This window comes from Streptomyces sp. NPDC045701, assembly GCF_056432045.1.
This window is the reverse complement of sequence record NZ_JBWKJV010000008.1, coordinates 227,314-242,654: the sequence shown is the minus strand read 5'-3', so window position 1 is coordinate 242,654 and position 15,341 is coordinate 227,314. Positions and strand designations below refer to the sequence as shown.

At 74.2% G+C, this 15,341-nt stretch carries 16 protein-coding genes; 6 read left to right on the top strand and 10 right to left on the bottom strand.

Annotation, left to right across the window (positions count from 1 at the left end):
- Positions 1–4: 4 nt before the first annotated feature.
- The 4 genes from AC07DW_RS12960 to AC07DW_RS12945 form a co-directional block, all read right to left on the bottom strand.
- A complete protein-coding gene (locus AC07DW_RS12960) occupies positions 5–805 on the bottom strand; it encodes an amino acid ABC transporter permease (protein WP_478857694.1) in 801 nt (266 codons plus the stop codon).
- Positions 802–1,650 carry an ABC transporter substrate-binding protein gene (locus AC07DW_RS12955; RefSeq protein ID WP_478857693.1) on the bottom strand — a complete coding sequence of 283 codons (849 nt, stop codon included), beginning with the start codon at positions 1,648–1,650 and terminating at the stop codon, positions 802–804. The genes AC07DW_RS12960 and AC07DW_RS12955 overlap by 4 nt, the downstream gene beginning before the upstream one ends.
- Positions 1,651–1,870: 220 nt before the next feature.
- A complete protein-coding gene (locus AC07DW_RS12950; RefSeq protein ID WP_478857692.1) occupies positions 1,871–2,383 on the bottom strand; it encodes an N-acetyltransferase family protein in 513 nt (170 codons plus the stop codon).
- Positions 2,384–2,393: 10 nt separating this feature from the next.
- Positions 2,394–3,356 (bottom strand): LysR family transcriptional regulator, encoded by a 963-nt coding sequence (locus AC07DW_RS12945; RefSeq protein WP_478857691.1) that lies wholly within the window; start codon positions 3,354–3,356, stop codon positions 2,394–2,396.
- A 126-nt stretch (positions 3,357–3,482) separates the two neighbouring features.
- Between AC07DW_RS12945 and AC07DW_RS12940 the strand changes: the two genes are divergently transcribed.
- The 3 genes from AC07DW_RS12940 to AC07DW_RS12930 all read left to right on the top strand — a co-directional run bounded on the left by AC07DW_RS12940 (position 3,483) and on the right by AC07DW_RS12930 (position 5,739).
- Complete coding sequence (locus AC07DW_RS12940) at positions 3,483–3,905, top strand: DUF4345 domain-containing protein (protein ID WP_478857690.1); 423 nt, start codon at positions 3,483–3,485, stop codon at positions 3,903–3,905.
- Positions 3,906–3,980: 75 nt separating this feature from the next.
- Positions 3,981–4,400 (top strand): cold shock domain-containing protein, encoded by a 420-nt coding sequence (locus AC07DW_RS12935; RefSeq protein WP_478857689.1) that lies wholly within the window; start codon positions 3,981–3,983, stop codon positions 4,398–4,400.
- Between the two features lie 85 nt (positions 4,401–4,485).
- Complete coding sequence (locus tag AC07DW_RS12930; RefSeq protein WP_478857688.1) at positions 4,486–5,739, top strand: cytochrome P450 family protein; 1,254 nt, start codon at positions 4,486–4,488, stop codon at positions 5,737–5,739.
- Here AC07DW_RS12930 and AC07DW_RS12925 read toward each other — a convergent pair.
- Both AC07DW_RS12925 and AC07DW_RS12920 read right to left on the bottom strand, forming a co-directional pair.
- Positions 5,713–5,952 carry a hypothetical protein gene (locus tag AC07DW_RS12925; protein WP_478857687.1) on the bottom strand — a complete coding sequence of 80 codons (240 nt, stop codon included), beginning with the start codon at positions 5,950–5,952 and terminating at the stop codon, positions 5,713–5,715. The two genes, AC07DW_RS12930 and AC07DW_RS12925, sit on opposite strands and share 27 nt — an antisense overlap.
- Positions 5,953–6,017: 65 nt before the next feature.
- Positions 6,018–6,497: an NUDIX hydrolase gene (locus AC07DW_RS12920; protein WP_478857686.1), complete on the bottom strand. Its 480-nt coding sequence runs from the start codon at positions 6,495–6,497 to the stop codon at positions 6,018–6,020.
- A gap of 79 nt (positions 6,498–6,576) precedes the next feature.
- On the opposite strand from AC07DW_RS12920, the gene AC07DW_RS12915 reads away from it, so the two are divergent.
- Complete coding sequence (locus tag AC07DW_RS12915; RefSeq protein WP_478857685.1) at positions 6,577–7,359, top strand: uracil-DNA glycosylase; 783 nt, start codon at positions 6,577–6,579, stop codon at positions 7,357–7,359.
- Here AC07DW_RS12915 and AC07DW_RS12910 read toward each other — a convergent pair.
- From AC07DW_RS12910 to AC07DW_RS12900, 3 genes are read right to left on the bottom strand one after another with little or no spacing between them, the layout of a single operon-like run.
- Positions 7,346–8,485, bottom strand: a complete 1,140-nt coding sequence (locus AC07DW_RS12910) for an NAD(P)-binding protein (protein ID WP_478857684.1) — start codon at positions 8,483–8,485, stop codon at positions 7,346–7,348. The genes AC07DW_RS12915 and AC07DW_RS12910 overlap by 14 nt on opposite strands.
- On the bottom strand, positions 8,482–9,861 hold the full coding sequence (locus AC07DW_RS12905) for an FAD-dependent oxidoreductase (protein WP_478857683.1): 1,380 nt from the start codon (positions 9,859–9,861) through the stop codon (positions 8,482–8,484). Before AC07DW_RS12905 ends, AC07DW_RS12910 begins: the two co-directional genes overlap by 4 nt.
- Entirely contained in the window at positions 9,858–11,294 is a 1,437-nt protein-coding gene (locus AC07DW_RS12900; protein ID WP_478857682.1) for an FGGY family carbohydrate kinase, read from the bottom strand. Before AC07DW_RS12900 ends, AC07DW_RS12905 begins: the two co-directional genes overlap by 4 nt.
- Positions 11,295–11,817: 523 nt before the next feature.
- Here AC07DW_RS12900 and AC07DW_RS12895 point away from each other — a divergent pair.
- Positions 11,818–12,813, top strand: coding sequence for a hypothetical protein (locus tag AC07DW_RS12895; RefSeq protein WP_478857681.1), 996 nt, complete (start codon positions 11,818–11,820; stop codon positions 12,811–12,813).
- A gap of 35 nt (positions 12,814–12,848) precedes the next feature.
- Positions 12,849–14,375, top strand: a complete 1,527-nt coding sequence (locus tag AC07DW_RS12890) for an amino acid permease (RefSeq protein WP_478857680.1) — start codon at positions 12,849–12,851, stop codon at positions 14,373–14,375.
- A gap of 11 nt (positions 14,376–14,386) precedes the next feature.
- Here the strand turns inward: AC07DW_RS12890 and AC07DW_RS12885 are convergent, their stop codons facing one another.
- Positions 14,387–15,118 (bottom strand): GntR family transcriptional regulator, encoded by a 732-nt coding sequence (locus AC07DW_RS12885; RefSeq protein ID WP_478857679.1) that lies wholly within the window; start codon positions 15,116–15,118, stop codon positions 14,387–14,389.
- Between the last annotated feature and the right edge of the window lie 223 nt (positions 15,119–15,341).

Here is a 15,341-nt window from a genome sequence, read left to right as displayed (position 1 = left end):
GTCCTCACTTGGCCCTGGCGGCACGGGCCTCGAGGCGGCGCACCACGAAGCTCAGCGGAATCGTCACCAGCAGGTAGCACAGACCGGCGACGAGGATGGGTGTGGAGTTCGCGGTCTGGCTGGCCAGGTCCCTGCCGAACTTGGTCAGTTCCCGCTCGTTCAGCGTCACCCCCAGGAACAGCACCAGCGAGGAGTCCTTGAACAGCAGCACCAGTTCGTTGGTGAGCGGCGGGATGATGATCCGGTACGCCTGCGGGAGGATCACCGACACCATGGCGCGGGCGTGCGAGAAGCCCAGCGATCTGGCCGCCTCCATCTGGCCCTTCGGCACGGCCTGGATGCCCGCCCGGATCGTCTCCGCCATGTACGCCGCGGCCACCAGCCCGAGACCGAGGGCGACCTTGCCGTACGTCCCGCCGGGGATCTCCGTACCGGGGAACGCGAGCGGTACGGCGACCCCGACGAAGATGAAGATCAGCAGGGCGGGCAGGCCGCGGAAGATCTCGATGTAGACGCTCGCGGCCCACCGGTAGGGCGCCACCGACGACAGCCGCATCAGGGCGACCACCAGCCCCAGGACGAGACCGAAGGCGAAGCCGGAGAGGGTGTACACCACCGTGTTGCGCAGGGCGGTGGTGATGATGTCGGGGAAGAGCCGCTCGGCCAGATCGGCCTGCGCGAACTGGTTCTGCAGCCGGTCCCAGTCGGCGAGGACGGCGATCACGACGATGACGGCGACGAACACCGCGTACTGGACGCCCCGCGAGATCCGCCGCCGCTGGCGCCTGGTCAGCCGTGAGGTCACGACCGGGCCTTGGGCAGGGGGCCGATCCACTGCTCGTAGATCTTGTTGTACGTGCCGTCGGCCTTGGCGTCGGTGATCGCCTTGTCGATCACGGCGCGCAGCTTGTCGTTGCCCTTCTTCACCGAGAAGCCGTACTGCTCACCGGTCTCGATGTTCTGCCCGAGGGCGAAGGCGTCGGCGTTGGCCTTGTCCTTCAGCCAGCCCTGCACGACCGGGTAGTCGATGACGACGGCGTCGACCTGGCCGGTGCGCAGGCCGTTCAGCACGGCGTCGGAGCTCTCGAACGCCACCGGGTCGAAGCCCTGGCTCGTGGCATAGCTCTCGCCGGTGGTCTCGGCCTGGGCACCGAGCTTCAGCTTCCTCGCCTTCACCTCGGCGAGGGTGGTCACGCCGCTCTTCTTGCTGGCGAACAGGGCCTGGGTGGCGTCGAAGTAGGGGACGGAGAAGTCGACGTTCTTCTTGCGGTCCGCGGTGATCGTCATTCCGGCGGCGGCCAGGTCGCACTCGCCGGAATTGAGGAACGCACCGGTCTTGAAGTTCTCGAACGGCGTGTCGAGGATCTCCTGTTGGACGTCGAGCCTCTTCGCCACCAGGTCGACCAGCGCCACGTCGAAACCGACGATCTTGCCGTCCTGTTCGAACTGGAACGGCGGGTACGGCAGGTGGGTGCACGTCGTGAGCTTGCCCTTCTCCACCACGGGCACCCCGCCCGCCGCCTCGCCGGGTCCCTCGTCGCCGTTTCCGCAACCGGTGGCGGTGAACAGCAGTCCGGCCGCCGCGGCACCGGCGGTGAAGGCGGTACGGGTGCGGGGGGCGCGTCGCCTGCCGCCGGCAGTCCTCGTCACGGTTGACCTCCATGGGCGCGTGGGCGGCCTTCGGGAGGCGCCGGGGGTGACGCCGGGTGACGCAGCCGCCGGGCGTGATCGTATGACACGGAGGGCGCGCCGTCGCGGAGATCGGCCATGCGGACGCGGGCGGGTGCCGGGTGCTCGGCGCGGGCACACCCGGCACCCCGTGCCCGCCCGGTCCGTCGCGGCGGGACCGGGACACCCCGGGCCCGCCCGCTCATACCCGCCGGGCCCCGATCGTCCTGCGGAAGCAGACCCGGTCCTCACCCGGACCGTCGTAGTCACGGTGGACCGGAACCCCCTCCACCTCGTCGTCGCCGCCCACCACGCTGAACCCCAGTGCCCGGTGGAACGCGATCGCCCGCGCGTTCCCCGGCGCCGCCACCGCCCGCACCTCCCGCCGCCCGGCCTCGGCGGCCCGCTCGAGGAAAGCCGTGTACAGGCCGCGCGCCAGGCCCCGCCCGCGCAGCACCGGATCGACCACGACGAAATGGATGTGGGCGTCCTCCTCGTTGTCGGCCGAATGGAGCCCGACCAGGAACGCCTTGACCCCGGTGCTGTCCTCGGCGACCAGGCTCGTGCCCGCGAAGGACTGGAGGAACAGCCTCGGCAGCGGCGGCGACGGCTCGCGGAGCCCGGTGGCCGCGGTGGGCGTCCCGCCGCACCACCTGTGCGCGCATTCGACGAGCGTGCGGTGGTCGGACACACGTGCCCGGCGCATCATCGGCATGTCAATCCCCTTAGGACTCGGTGTGCCCGGTGTGCCACCAGCGAGGGTTCGGGTCGGTCCCTCCCACCCCCACCATGCCGCCCACCGCGCCACGCAGCGCGGCGACCTCCGGTGTGTCGCGGCGGGCGGACGACCAGGCGAGCACCGCCGTGCACGCGGGCGCGTCCGACACGTCGACGTAGCGGATGCCCGGCCGGGGGAACAGCTCGCGGCAACTGGCCGACACGAAACGGACGCCGCGCCCCTGGATGACCGCCGACATCCCCGCCTCGAACGTCGTCGCCGTATGCCCGGTGTACGCGACCGGCGCCCCGTCCGGGCGCGGGTCGGCCGCCCAGAAGTCCCGCCACACCCGGGCCACCCCGGCCGCCGACCCGACGACGGGCCAGTCCGCCAGCTCCGCGAGCGACACGGACGCCCGGCCGGCCAGCGGGTGCTCCTCCCACAGACACACCACCTGCCGCTCCGTCGCCAGCGCGAGCGTCTGGATCCCCGGCGGCATCGGGCCGTACGCCAGGACGGCGTCCACCCGGCCGTCCAGCAGAGCGGCGGTCTGCTCGGCGAAGTCCACCTCCCGCAGCAGCACCTCCAGGCCCGGATGGCGCTCCCGCAGCCTCCCGGCCAGCGCGGTGATGAAAGGGAGGGCGGTGATGTAACAGCCGAGGACCACCCGGCCCGCGAGCGTCCGCGCCCGCGTCCGGACGGCCTCGCGCAGTTCGTCGGCGGCCCCCACCAGGGCCCGTACCCGGGGGAGCAGGGCCTCTCCGGCCGCGGTCAGCCGCACACGTCTGGTCGAGCGTTCCACCAGGACGACACCCAGCTGGTCCTCCAGCCGGCGGATCTGGCGGCTGAACGCCGGCTGGCTGATGTAGACGCGCCCGGCCGCCCGGCCGAAGTGCAACTCCTCGGCCAGCACGAGCAGCAGCCGCAACTGGTGCACGCTCGGATCGGACCCGCCCGGCTCACCACTCATGCCCCCGACGGTATCAATCAGGCGGAACGGCGCATCGTTCCGCGCTTCCGTCCGGGACCGCTCCGGCCGACGATGGAAACCGGTCACCCGATGGACGGTGGCACAGTGGGAAAATGAGGTGCGGTCATGTCGTCACGTCGCGGCCTGCGGTGGGTGCTCGTCCTGCTCGCGCTGTTCGTGCTGTTCACCGGCGTGCTGGAGATCGCCGTCGGGCCCTCCCTGCTGCCCGGCGACCCCGAGGTGAGCCCAACGGTGGACAGCAACTACCGGTTCTTCGCCGGGCTCTGGTGCGCCCTCGGTGTCGTCCTGCTGGCCGTCGCCCGGCGTCCGGCGGAGCACGCCGCCGCCTTCCGGGTGGCGTTCGGCGCCGTGTTCCTCGGAGGGATCGCCCGTGGCGTCTCGTACCTCGACGTGGGCGCGCCGCACCCCATGCACAGCGCCTTCATCGGGGTGGAGCTGCTCCTGCCGCCGCTGATGCTGCTGTGGTACGCCCGGGCACACCGGACGGCCCCAGCGGGGACGCTGCGGGGGGAGGGTGAACGGCGGTAGATTCACCGCCGAGCCGGCGGGCCCCAGGGGGCGCTTCGGGTGGATGAGCTGTGGTGTGGGCGTGGAGGTACGGCTGTGCTGATGATGGGCAAGATCCTGCGGTTCGACGAGGTCCGCGGCTACGGCTTCATCGTCCCCCGGGAAGGGGGCGAGGACGTCTTCATGCACGCGAACGACCTGGTGGACGACAAGTACCTGTACCAGGCGGGCCGCGAGGTCGAGTTCCACCTGGAGATGGGCGACAAGGGCCCCAAGGCCTCCGAGATCCGCCTCGTCCACCAGCCCTCCCGCCGCCAGGTGCCCGACACCGCTCCGGTGCCACGCGGCGACGACCCCGACGACGACACCCTCGACGTGCTGACCGGCGCGGAGTTCCAGGCCGAGCTGACCGAGGTCCTCATCGACGCCGACGGCACGCTGACCACCGCCCAGCTCAAGCGGGTGCGCACCCGGGTCGCCGAACTGGCCCGCTCGCACGGCTGGGTGGAGGGCTGACGACGACCGCTCGGAGGAGGGCACTCCGGGGACTTCGAGGACGGACGGACCGGCACGGAGACGTCAGAAGGACGGGAGACCGCTCATGAGCGCCGCACGACCGCACCGCATGGACCCCGCCGGTGGCTGCCCGCACGCGGCGAACGCGCGGCTCCTCGCCGAGGGCACCGTCGCGCCCGTCGTCCTCCCCGGCGGCGTACCCGGCATGGCCGTGCTCGGCCACGAGGCGCTGAAGCGGTTCCTCACGCACCCGCACGTGGCCAAGGGCGCCGAGCACTTCGCCGCCCTGAGGGACGGGCTGATACCCGACGGCTGGCCCCTGCGCACCTTCGCCACCGTCCAGGGCATGACCACCGCCGACGGCGCCGACCACCGGCGGCTGCGCTCGCTCGTCGGCCAGGCCTTCACCGCGGGGCGCGTGGCGGAACTGCGGCCCCGCGTCGAGGCGCTGACCGCCCGGCTCCTCGACGGGCTGGAGGAGGCCGGGCGGACCGGCGACGGCGTCGCCGACCTGCGCCGCCACTTCGCCCTGCCGCTGCCCCTGGGCACCATCTGCGAACTGCTCGGAGTGCCGGCCGGACACCACGACCGGCTGCACCGGCTGTCCAGCCGGCTCGTCTCCACCGACATCGGCCCCGAGGAGGCGATGGCCGCGAACCGGGAGATGACCGAAACCCTCGGCGCCGTCGTGGCGGCCCGGCGGGCCGACCCAGGCGACGACCTGACCAGCGCCCTGATCGCCGCCCGAGAGGCGGACGGCGACCGGCTCGGTGAGCCGGAACTCATCGGCACCCTGCTCCTGATGGTCGTCGCCGGGCACGAGACCACGCTCAACCTCATCACCAACGCGGTCCGCGCCCTGTGCGCCCACCGCGACCAGCTCCGCCTGGTCGTCGACGGCGGCGCCGGCTGGGGCGACGTGGTCGAGGAGACCCTGCGCTGGGACAGCCCCGTCAGCCACTTCCCCTTCCGCTACCCCACGCGCGACCTCGTCCTCGACGGCACGCCGATCCCCGCGGGCACCCCCGTACTGGCCGGTTACTCGGCCGCCGGCCGCGACCGGGCCGCCCACGGGCCCGACGCCGAGCGGTTCGACGTCACCCGCACCGCGCGCACCACCGCCACCCGCCACCTCTCACTCGGCCACGGACCGCACTACTGCCTGGGCGCCCCGCTCGCCCGGCTGGAGGCCACCATCGCCCTGGAGCGGCTCTTCACCCGCTTCCCGGACCTCGACCTCGCCGTCCCCGAGGCGCGGTTGCCGCGCGTCCCGAGCTTCGTCGGCAACAGCGTGCGCACCCTGCCCGTACGGCTACGAGGCGGCGGCACCGCCCGGTGAGCGCAGCGCGGACACCATCCGCAGCAGCCGCGCCTCATTGCCCGTCAGCCCGGCGCGGCGCAGCGCCTCGTCGGCCTCCGCCATCGGCGACGACAGGTACACGCCCGCCATCGGAGCGAGCGCCGGGTCGGTGAGCACCGCCTGCGTCGCCTCCAACAGCCGTATGTAGGCCTGGACGGCGGCGCGCTCGCTCAAGGTCAGGGTGGTGGTCATCTCTCGCTCCCTGTCGACCGGTTGTGTGGGTCCCCGCCGTACACTCTCGCGCACCCCACTGACAATCAGCCCTCGTCCCGCCCGCGGACGTACTCGGCCAGCCGCTCCAGGAACACCCGCTGCCCCCCGACGAGCCGGGGCGCCGCCTCCGCCGGGGTCATCCACGCCACCCGGTCGACCTCGGGGAACTCCCGCGTCCGCCCCGATCCGCGCGGCCACTCCATGCTGAACGTGCCGGGCACCACCGCCGCCGGATCCAGGTCGGCCTCCACCGCCCACACGGTGACGATCTTGCCGCCGGCCTGCCGCGTCTCGCCGAGCGGCACGAGTTCGCCGTCCGGCACCGGCAGGCCCAGCTCCTCCACGAACTCGCGCCGCGCCGCCGCCTCGGGCGTCTCGTCCGCCCCGTACTCGCCCTTCGGGACCGACCACGCCCCCGCGTCGCGGGACGTCCACAGCGGACCGCCCATGTGGGCGATGAGCACCTCCAGCTCCCCGCCCGAGGTACGGAACAACAGCAGACCCGCGCTTCGCTTCACCGTCATGCCCGGGAGCCTGCCCAGCGGCCCGCGCGTTAGCGTCGGTACGGGGAACGATCACCCCGAGCGAGGAGCGGGAGGTCACATGTCCGTGTCCGAGGGGTCCGGCGACAGCCGGACCCACGACCCCGGCCACCCCGGGCGGGAGGCCGCCGGCGCCAGGTCGGTGCCCGTGCTCGACGAGCGCGTCACGCACTGCCGCGCCTGCCCCCGGCTGGTCGCCTGGCGGGAACAGGTGGCCCGCGAGGGGCGTAGGGCGTACACCGGCTGGGACTACTGGGCCAGGCCCGTACCCGGCTTCGGCCCCGAGGACGCCCGGCTCCTGGTCATCGGCCTCGCCCCCGCCGCCCACGGCGGCAACCGCACCGGCCGCATGTTCACCGGCGACCGCTCCGGCGACGTCCTCTACGCCGCGCTGCACCAGGTGGGGCTCGCCAACCAGCCGGACGCCACCGACGTCCACGACGGCCTGCTCCTGTACGGGGTGCGCGTCACCGCCCCGGTCCACTGCGCCCCGCCCGCCAACAAACCCACGCCCGCCGAACGCGACACGTGCCGCCCCTGGCTGACCGGCGAACTGCGGCTGCTGCGCCCCACCGTGCGTGCCGTCGTCGTCCTGGGCGCCTTCGGCTGGCAGGCCGCCCTGCCCGCCCTGGCCGCGGGCGGCTGGACGGTGCCCAGGCCCCGGCCGGTGTTCGCGCACGGGGCGCACACCACCCTGGCCGCCGCCGACGGGGGACCGGACCTGGAACTCTTCGGCTGCTACCACGTCAGCCAGCGCAACACCTTCACCGGCCGGCTCACCCCCGCCATGCTCACGGACGTCCTCGGCCGCGCCGCGAGGGCCGCCGGGCTCACAGCACCCTGATCCGGACCGGCCCGCCGCCCGGATCGACCCGTGCCGCCCACCGGGCGGGCAGCGGCAGGGAACGGGACGGCATCAGCGTGCGCCACACCCGCCGCCGCAGCAGCAGGGCGCCGTCCTGGCTCACCACCACCACGGGCCGCACCAACGGCCGGGCGGCCCGCACCAGGAAGCGCCCGCCCGCGGCCTCGAGCCGGTTCGGCACGACCCACCGCAGCGGCGCGTCCGCCACCACCGGGACGCCGGCCCCGGGCCAGGGCGCCCGGCCCGACAGGTGCGCCAGCACCGGGGCCGCCACGGCCCGCCCCGCCTCGACCGCCCTACCGGTCGGTTCGCCGCCGTGCAGCAGACCGCCCACCGCGAACACGCCCGCGACCGACGTACGGAACGCGCCGTCCACCGCCGGACCGCGCGTCCCCGGCGCCAGGGCCGTCCCGCCCGACCGCGCCAGGTCGTTCTCCGGGACCCAGTCGCCGGTGAACACCACGGTGTCGCACCGCACCGTCGCCTCGCGCCCGTCCCGCCGCCGCACCCGTACACCCGACAACCGCCCCCGTCCCAGCAGCGCGGCGACCGCCGTACCGTCCAGCACCGGCAACCGCCCGGTGAGCGCGCCGGGCCGACGCCACGGCTCCTCCGTGACCAGCGCGGCCACCGCCACGCCCGCCCGGCGCAGCGTCCGCACCGCCCGCCGGGCGGCGTCCGGTTCCGTCCCCACGACCACCGCGCGCGTGCCGACGTCCAGCCCGTGGCGGTGCACCGCCCGCCGGAGCTCGCCCCCGGTCAGCACCCCCGCCGGGCGCGTGCCCGGCACCAGCCGGGCACCGCGCGGGCGCTCCCGGGCACCCGTGGCCAGGACCACCGCCCGCGCGGCGATCCGCTCGCGGCCGGACGGGCTCGTCGTGTCGAGCGTCAGCGGGCCGGACCAGCCGGTGGCGGTGACACCGGTACGCAGCACCGCCCCGGCCCCCCGCGCCGCGTCCGCCCACCGCCGCACGCCCCCCAGGTCCCGGTCCCGCTCCAGCACCTCCACCGTGCCCGCGCCCAGGGCGGCCAGCCGGGCGGCGGCGGACAGCCCGGCGGGCCCCGCCCCCACGACGAGCACGTCGACCGTACGCACCGGAGTCACCGTGCCTCCTCGAACAGCGCCCGGACCGCCGCCCCGCAGTGGTACCCCTGGCAGCGCCCGGCGCCCGCCCTGGTCCGGCGCCGCAGCCCGGCCGGTGAGGCGGGCGGGACCGCCGAGGCGAGCGCGTCGCGGATCTCCCCGCGCGTCACCCGCTCGCAGAAGCACACGATCTCGCCGTACTCCGGATCGGCGGCGATGGCCTTCGCGTCGGCGTACGGACGCGGGGACGCCTCGCCCAGGTTGGGCATCCGCACCGCGGGCAGGGCGCGCGCGGGGCCCCGCTCCAGACCGGCGTCGGCCAGCAGGTCCACCACATGGGCGGCGATCGCCATCGAGGCGGTCAGCCCCGTCGACCTGATGCCGCCGACGGTGACGTACCGCTGTCCGGGACGCAGGGCGATCCGGTAGTCGTCCTGCTCGGTCGCCGCCCGCAGTCCCGCGTAGACGGCGGTGACCTCCTCGTCCAGCAGCGCGGGCAGGATCCGCCGGCCCTTCTCCCGCAGGAACTCCAGGCCCTCGGCCGTCGACCCGGTCGCCGCCTTGTCGTCCACGTCCTCGGCGGTGGGGCCCAGCAGCACCTTGCCGTGCACGGTGGGGGAGATCAGCACGCCCTTGCCCAGGGCGGTCGGGACCGGCAGCAGGATGTGCCGGACCAGGTCGCGGGCGAACGCGTCGAACACGATGAGCTGGCCGCGCCGGGGTCGCACCGTGACGTCGCGGTGGCCGAGCCGCCGGTCCAGCTCGTCGGCGTACAGTCCCGCGGCGTTGACCAGGTACCGGGTGCGCAGCACGCCCCGGGTCGTCACCAGCTCGTGCCCCGGCCGGACGTCCCGCACCCGGCAGCCCAGCAGCAGGTCCACCCCCGCGCGGACGGCCTGCGTGGCGTAGGCGAGCACGGTGGTCCACGGGCAGATGACGCTCTCGCCCGGCACGTCCAGCGCGCCGAGCGCCCCCGGCCCTAGGTGCGGTTCGCGGGCGCGCAGTTCACCGGCGCCGATCAGCCGGGCCCCGCGGTACCCGTTCTCCCCGGCCTTGCGCGCCAGCCCCGGCAGCGCGGCGAGCTGCTCCTCGTCCCAGGCGACGAGCAGCGCGCCCAGCGGTTCCACCGGGATGCCCACCTCGGCGGCGTACCGAGTGAGGAGCCGCTGCCCCTCCCGTACCAGGCGGGCCTCCAGCGAACCGGGGACGGCGTCGAATCCGGTGTGCAGGATCGCGGTGTTGGCCTTCGACGTGCCCTCGCCGACATCGTCCGCGGCGTCCACCAGGGCGATACGCAGCGGGTAGCGGGCCAGCTCCCTGGCGATGGCCGAGCCGACCACCCCGGCGCCGACGACGACCACGTCGTACGGCTCGGCGGGCGGCGCGTCACCGGTCACGGCGCGCGCTCCGGCAGCGCGTCCACCGCCGCGCGGAAGGCCGCCATCCGCTCGGCGGCCTCGTCGGCGGGGACGCGCGGCTCGTACACGGCGGACGGCCGCCACCGGGGGACCGCCTCCCGGAGCGGCAGGAGCGGGTCGAGGCCGAGCAGGGCGAGGGCGCCGGCACCGAGCGCGGTGGCGTCCGGCGAACCGGCCACCTCCACGGGAAGTTGCGAGAGGTCCGCCTGCGTCTGCATGAGGAGCGCCGAACGGGTCAGGCCGCCGTCGACGCGCAGGGACGTCAGCGGGGCGCCCAGGTCGGACCCGGCCGCCCCGGCCAGCTCCACCACCTGGGCGGCGATGCCCTCGCACAGGGCCCGGACCAGGTGCCCGGCCGTCGTGTCCAGCCCGAGGCCGGTCACCGACCCCCGCGCGTCCCCGCGCCACCACGGGGCGGCGAGGCCGGCCAGCGCCGGTACGAAGGTGACGCCGCCCGCGTCCGGGACCGCGGACCCCACCCGGTCGAGATCGGCGGCTCCGTCGATCACCCCGAGGTCGGTGAGCCAGCGCACGGCGGAGGCGGCGGTGTACACCTGCCCGTCCAGGCAGTAGGAGGTCCGCCCGGCGAGCCGCCACGCCACACAGCTGACCAGCCCCGAGGCGCCGCGCCGGGGACGGTCGCCGGTCTGCGCGAGCAGGAACGCCCCGGTGCCGTAGGTGCACTTGGCGGCGCCCGGCTCGATGGCGCCCTGGGCCAGCAGCGCCGCCTGCTGGTCGACCAGCAGGCCGGTCAGCGGTATCTCGGTGCCGAAGGCGCGCGTGGTGCCCACGGGGCCGGCCGCGTCAACGATCCGCGGCAGGCGCTCACCGGACAGCCCGTAGGTCTCCAGCGCGTCCGGCGACCAGGCGACCCGGTCCAGGTCGAGCAGCTGGGTGCGCCCGGCCGTCGCCGCGTCGGTGACGAACTCCCCGGTGAGCCGGTGCACCAGCCAGGCGTCGCTGGTCGTCACCACCCCCTCGCGGGTCAGGTGGCGGCGGATCCAGGCCATCTTCGGGGCGGCGAAGTACGGGTCGAGCGGCAGTCCGGTGATCTCCCGCAACCGGTCGGCGTGCGGAGCGAGTTCGGCGCAGATTCCCGCCGCGCGCCTGTCCTGCCAGACGATCGCGTCGGTCAGCGGCGCGCCGGTCGCCGGGTCCCAGGCGAGAACCGTCTCCCCCTGGTTGGACAGGCCCACGGCGACGACCGGTTCCCCGGCGGCGGCCACCGCGCGCCGCCCGGCGTCGACCACCGAGCCGAGCAGCTCGTCCGGGTCCGCCTCCACCCGGCCGCCCGGCAGGTGACGCGGGCGCACCGCGGAGTGGGCGGAGCCGATGACGCCGCGCTCCGGGCAGATCACCAGGGCCTTGGTGCCCGACGTGCCCTGGTCGACGGCCAGTACGGGGCCCGTCATCGCCCACTCCCGTCCGTTCGTGTCCGTCCGTGCTGGTTCCGTGGCCGCGGAGGGCGCCGCATGACCGGTCGCGGCCGGCGCGGCCCGTCGCGGATCGGTGAAGATCGTTGCTGGGAAGCGTGGTCCAGACCGGCTGCCCGCGTCAAGACCCGTCCGTGACCGCTCGCGCACGGAGGGAAGGCGGAGACGTACACCGGCTGGGAACGCGGAGACGTGCACCAGGGGGAAGGCGGAGGCAAACACGCGAACGGGCGGAGGGGGTGGGGGAGAGGTACGTGACCGGCGCCCGAAGGTTACTGACGGATCATCAATGTGCGTTACCAGGCGCCTGGTTGCCATTCTCGGTCGAAAGGTGACCACGACCGTCCACCTGGGCCTATAGTGATCGCCGATCAACGGCCGGTAGTCGTGGAGTGTACGACCGCTCTCCGTGGCGTGCCGGCCGCACCCCCCACCGTGCGCCCAGAGGACCCATGACCACCGTCACACCGATACCGGCCTGCCCACCGACGGGGACGGGGTGATGCCCGGCCAGGACTTCCGGCCGGTGTACCACCCGGCGGGCCACGACAGTGCCCTGCGCGGCGTGCTCCAGGACCTGCGTACCGGCCGGTGGCTGTCCATGGCCCAGCTGCTGGCCGACACCGCCCGGACCGCCGACCGGTCCCTGTGGACCCGGCGCACCCAGGTGCTGGCCGCGGTCGCCGCCGGCTCCGACGTCGTACAGGCCTGGCGCGTCGAGCAGCCCCACAGCATCCCGGCGGCCGTCATGCACGCCAGGGTCGCCGTGGAACGCTCCCTGCGCGCCCACCGGGAGGGCCACCCGCGCACCGGGGAGCTGTGGCGGCTCGCCTGGGAGGCGTGCAGCGACGCCGCGCGCGTGGCCCCGGCCGACCCGGTGCCCTGGGTGTGCCTGCTGGCCCTCGCCGTACTGGACGACGACCGGGCCATGGACGAGCACCGGGTGCGGCCGCCCGGTCCGATGCTGCCGCCCGGGCCGTGGGGCCTGCTCGCCGAGGCCGACAAGCGCGACCCGCACAACCGCGAGGCGTACCACCGGATGCTCCAGTTCCTGTACGCCCGCCGGCCGGGCGGCGCGTCCCTGCCGGAGGCGGTCAACTTCGTCCAGTGGGCCGCCGCCTCGGCGCCCCCCGGGTCGGCGCTGCACGCGCTGCCGCTGTACACCCGGGTCGAGCGGTACCGCCGCGACCGGGGCCAGGAACGGGCGCTGGATCTGCACTGGGTCGCCGAGGACGCGACGCGCGACGCCGACCGGGCCCTGCTCGCCTGGTTCGACCACACCGACCCGGCCGGCGAGTCGCTCCTCGACCTCAACCACCTGGCGCACGCGCTGTGGGGCGCCCTCCGGTTCGACGCCGCCGCCCGTGTCTTCGAGGCGCTGGGCCCCTACTACACGCCGCAGCCGTGGGCGTACCGCACCCGCGACCCGGGCGACCAGGGCCTGGCCGAGGAGCTGTTCATCCGCGCCCGGGCCCGCTGCCTGCACACCCCCCGCTGACCACCACACCCCACCCACCACTCGGAGGTAGCGCCATGTCCCGCACCCTGTGGGCCGGTCCGGAGCAGCCGGCCCCGGTCACGGACGAGGAGGAACGGCTGAGGGAGCTCGGCTACCAGCCGGTCCTGGCCCGCCGCATGGGGGGCTTCGGCAACTTCGCCATCAGCTTCTCCGTCATCTCCGTGCTCTCCGGCTGCATGACCCTCTACGGCTTCGGTCTCGGCACCGGCGGCCCGGCCGTGATGATGTGGGGCTGGGCCGGTGTCGGCCTGTTCGTGCTGTGCGTCGGCCTGGCGCTCGCCGAGGTGACCAGCGCGTATCCGACCTCCGGCGCCCTCTACTACATGGCCGACCGGCTCGGCGGGCGCCGCTGGGGCTGGTACACGGGATGGCTCAACCTGCTCGGCCTGCTCGGCGCGATCGCCGGCATCGACTACGGCGCCGCGCTGTTCACCGGGGCATTCCTCAACCTGCGCTTCGGCTTCGAGCCCACGTCCGGCTCCACCTTCGTCATCTTCCTGTGCATCCTGCTGCTGCACGCCGTGCTGAACCTCTTCGGCGTACGCCTGGTCAGCGTCCTCAACTCCATCAGCGTGTGGTGGCACCTGACCGGTGTCGCGGTGATCGTCGGAGCTCTGGCGATCGTCCCCGACCAGCACCGGTCCGCCTCGTTCGTCTTCACCGAGTTCGTCAACGACACCGGCTGGACCAACCCCCTCTACGTGGCGGCGATCGGTCTGCTGCTCGCCCAGTACACCTTCTCCGGGTACGACGCCTCCGCCCACCTCTCCGAGGAGACGTCCAACGCCTCCGTCTCCGCCGCCAAGGGCATCGTGCGGGCCATCTGGGTGTCCTGGCTCGCCGGGTTCGCGCTGCTCGCCGGTCTGACCTTCGCCATCCAGGACTACGCCGGCACGCAGAACAGCGCCACCGGTGTGCCCCCCGCGCAGATCATGCTGGACGCGCTCGGCTCCGGGGGCGCCACCGCGCTGCTTCTGGTGGTGATCGTGGCGCAGCTGTTCTGCGGGAACGCGGAGGTGGCCGCGGCCAGCCGCATGGTGTTCGCCTTCAGCCGGGACAACGCGCTGCCCGGATCGGCCCTCTGGCGCAGGGTCAGCGGCCGGACGCAGACCCCGGTCCCCGCGGTGTGGCTGTCGGTCGCCGTCGCGGCCGTGCTCGCCGTGCCGTCGCTGTACTCGGCCACCGCCTACGGCGCGGTCACCGCCATCAACGTCATCGGCATCACCCCCGCGTACGCGATCCCGATCTACCTGCGGCTGCGCGCCGGCAACCGGTTCCGGCCGGGACCCTGGTCGCTGGGGCGCTGGAGCAAGCCGGTCGGCTGGACGGCGGTCGTGTGGGTGGCGGTGGTGACCGTCCTGTTCTGCCTGCCGCAGAAGTCCCCGGTGACCATCGACACCATGAACTACGCCGTGATCGCGCTCGCGGTGGTGCTCGCCCTGGCCACCGCCTGGTGGTACGTCGCCCGGCGCTCCTACGGCACCCCGGCCCCGTACGGGAACGCACGGGAACAGGCGGAACTCTCCGAAGGCATCGTCTGACGCCCCCTGAGCTAGCTCATGAACTCGTAGGTCCAGGAGGCGGACTCGGGGGAGAAGCGGATGTCCGTCACCTCCAGCACGTGCCCGTGCTGGTCGCTCACGACCCGGTGCACGGTGAGGCACGTGGTGGCGATCGGGCCGGGGCCGACGCCGATCGACTCCCGGCGGGTGAGCCGCAGCCCCGCGCGGTGCATCCAGTGGTACAGCAACCGCAGGTCGGGCCGCGCCGGCCGGCTCTCCGGCCGTTGGTAGCGGGCGAGTTCGGGCACCTCGGCGAGCGCGTGCCGGGAGAAGCGGGACAGCGCCTCCTGCACCGGCGCCTCCCCGGCGCCCGGCACCTGGTGGCGGTGCACGAGCGACGGCTCGCCGGGCGGCAGACCCAGCTGTTCGGCGAGGCCGGTCGGCGTGGGTTCCCAGGCCAGGCCGGTCACGGCGGACGCGTCGGGGGTGCCGGTGCCGCAGGGGAAGCGCAGCAGGCCCGGCGCGAGGACCGGGCCCGAGGCGTCCGGTGCGGTCGCCGCCGCGAACGTGCCGCGCCGCTCGGTGACCACCAGCCGTTCGTCGCGGAGGAGTTGGAGCGCGTTGCGGACCGTGTGCCGGTTCACCCGGAAGCGGTGCACCAGCGAGCGCTCGGACGGCAGCCGGGTGCCGGGGGCGATGCGCCGCTCGGTGAGGTCGTCGCGCAGCGCGGCGGCGACCCGGAGGTAGAGCGGAAGTCCCGCGGGGGTGTGGGGCTCAGCCATGTTCAACCCTCAATTTCCTTCGCTCAGCGTAGCCGAGCGTGCCGTGTGGGTGATCAATCACTATCATTGGTCTAAACCTCTACGGAAGGGGTTGCGCCGCATTGCCCCGCACTCTGGCCGAATCGGATTCACCGGCGCGGGGGGGGGGGGGGGGGGGGGGGGGGGGGGGGGGGGGAAGGGAGAAGGAGGGGGGAAGGAGAGGGAGGGGAGAGGAGGAAAAGGG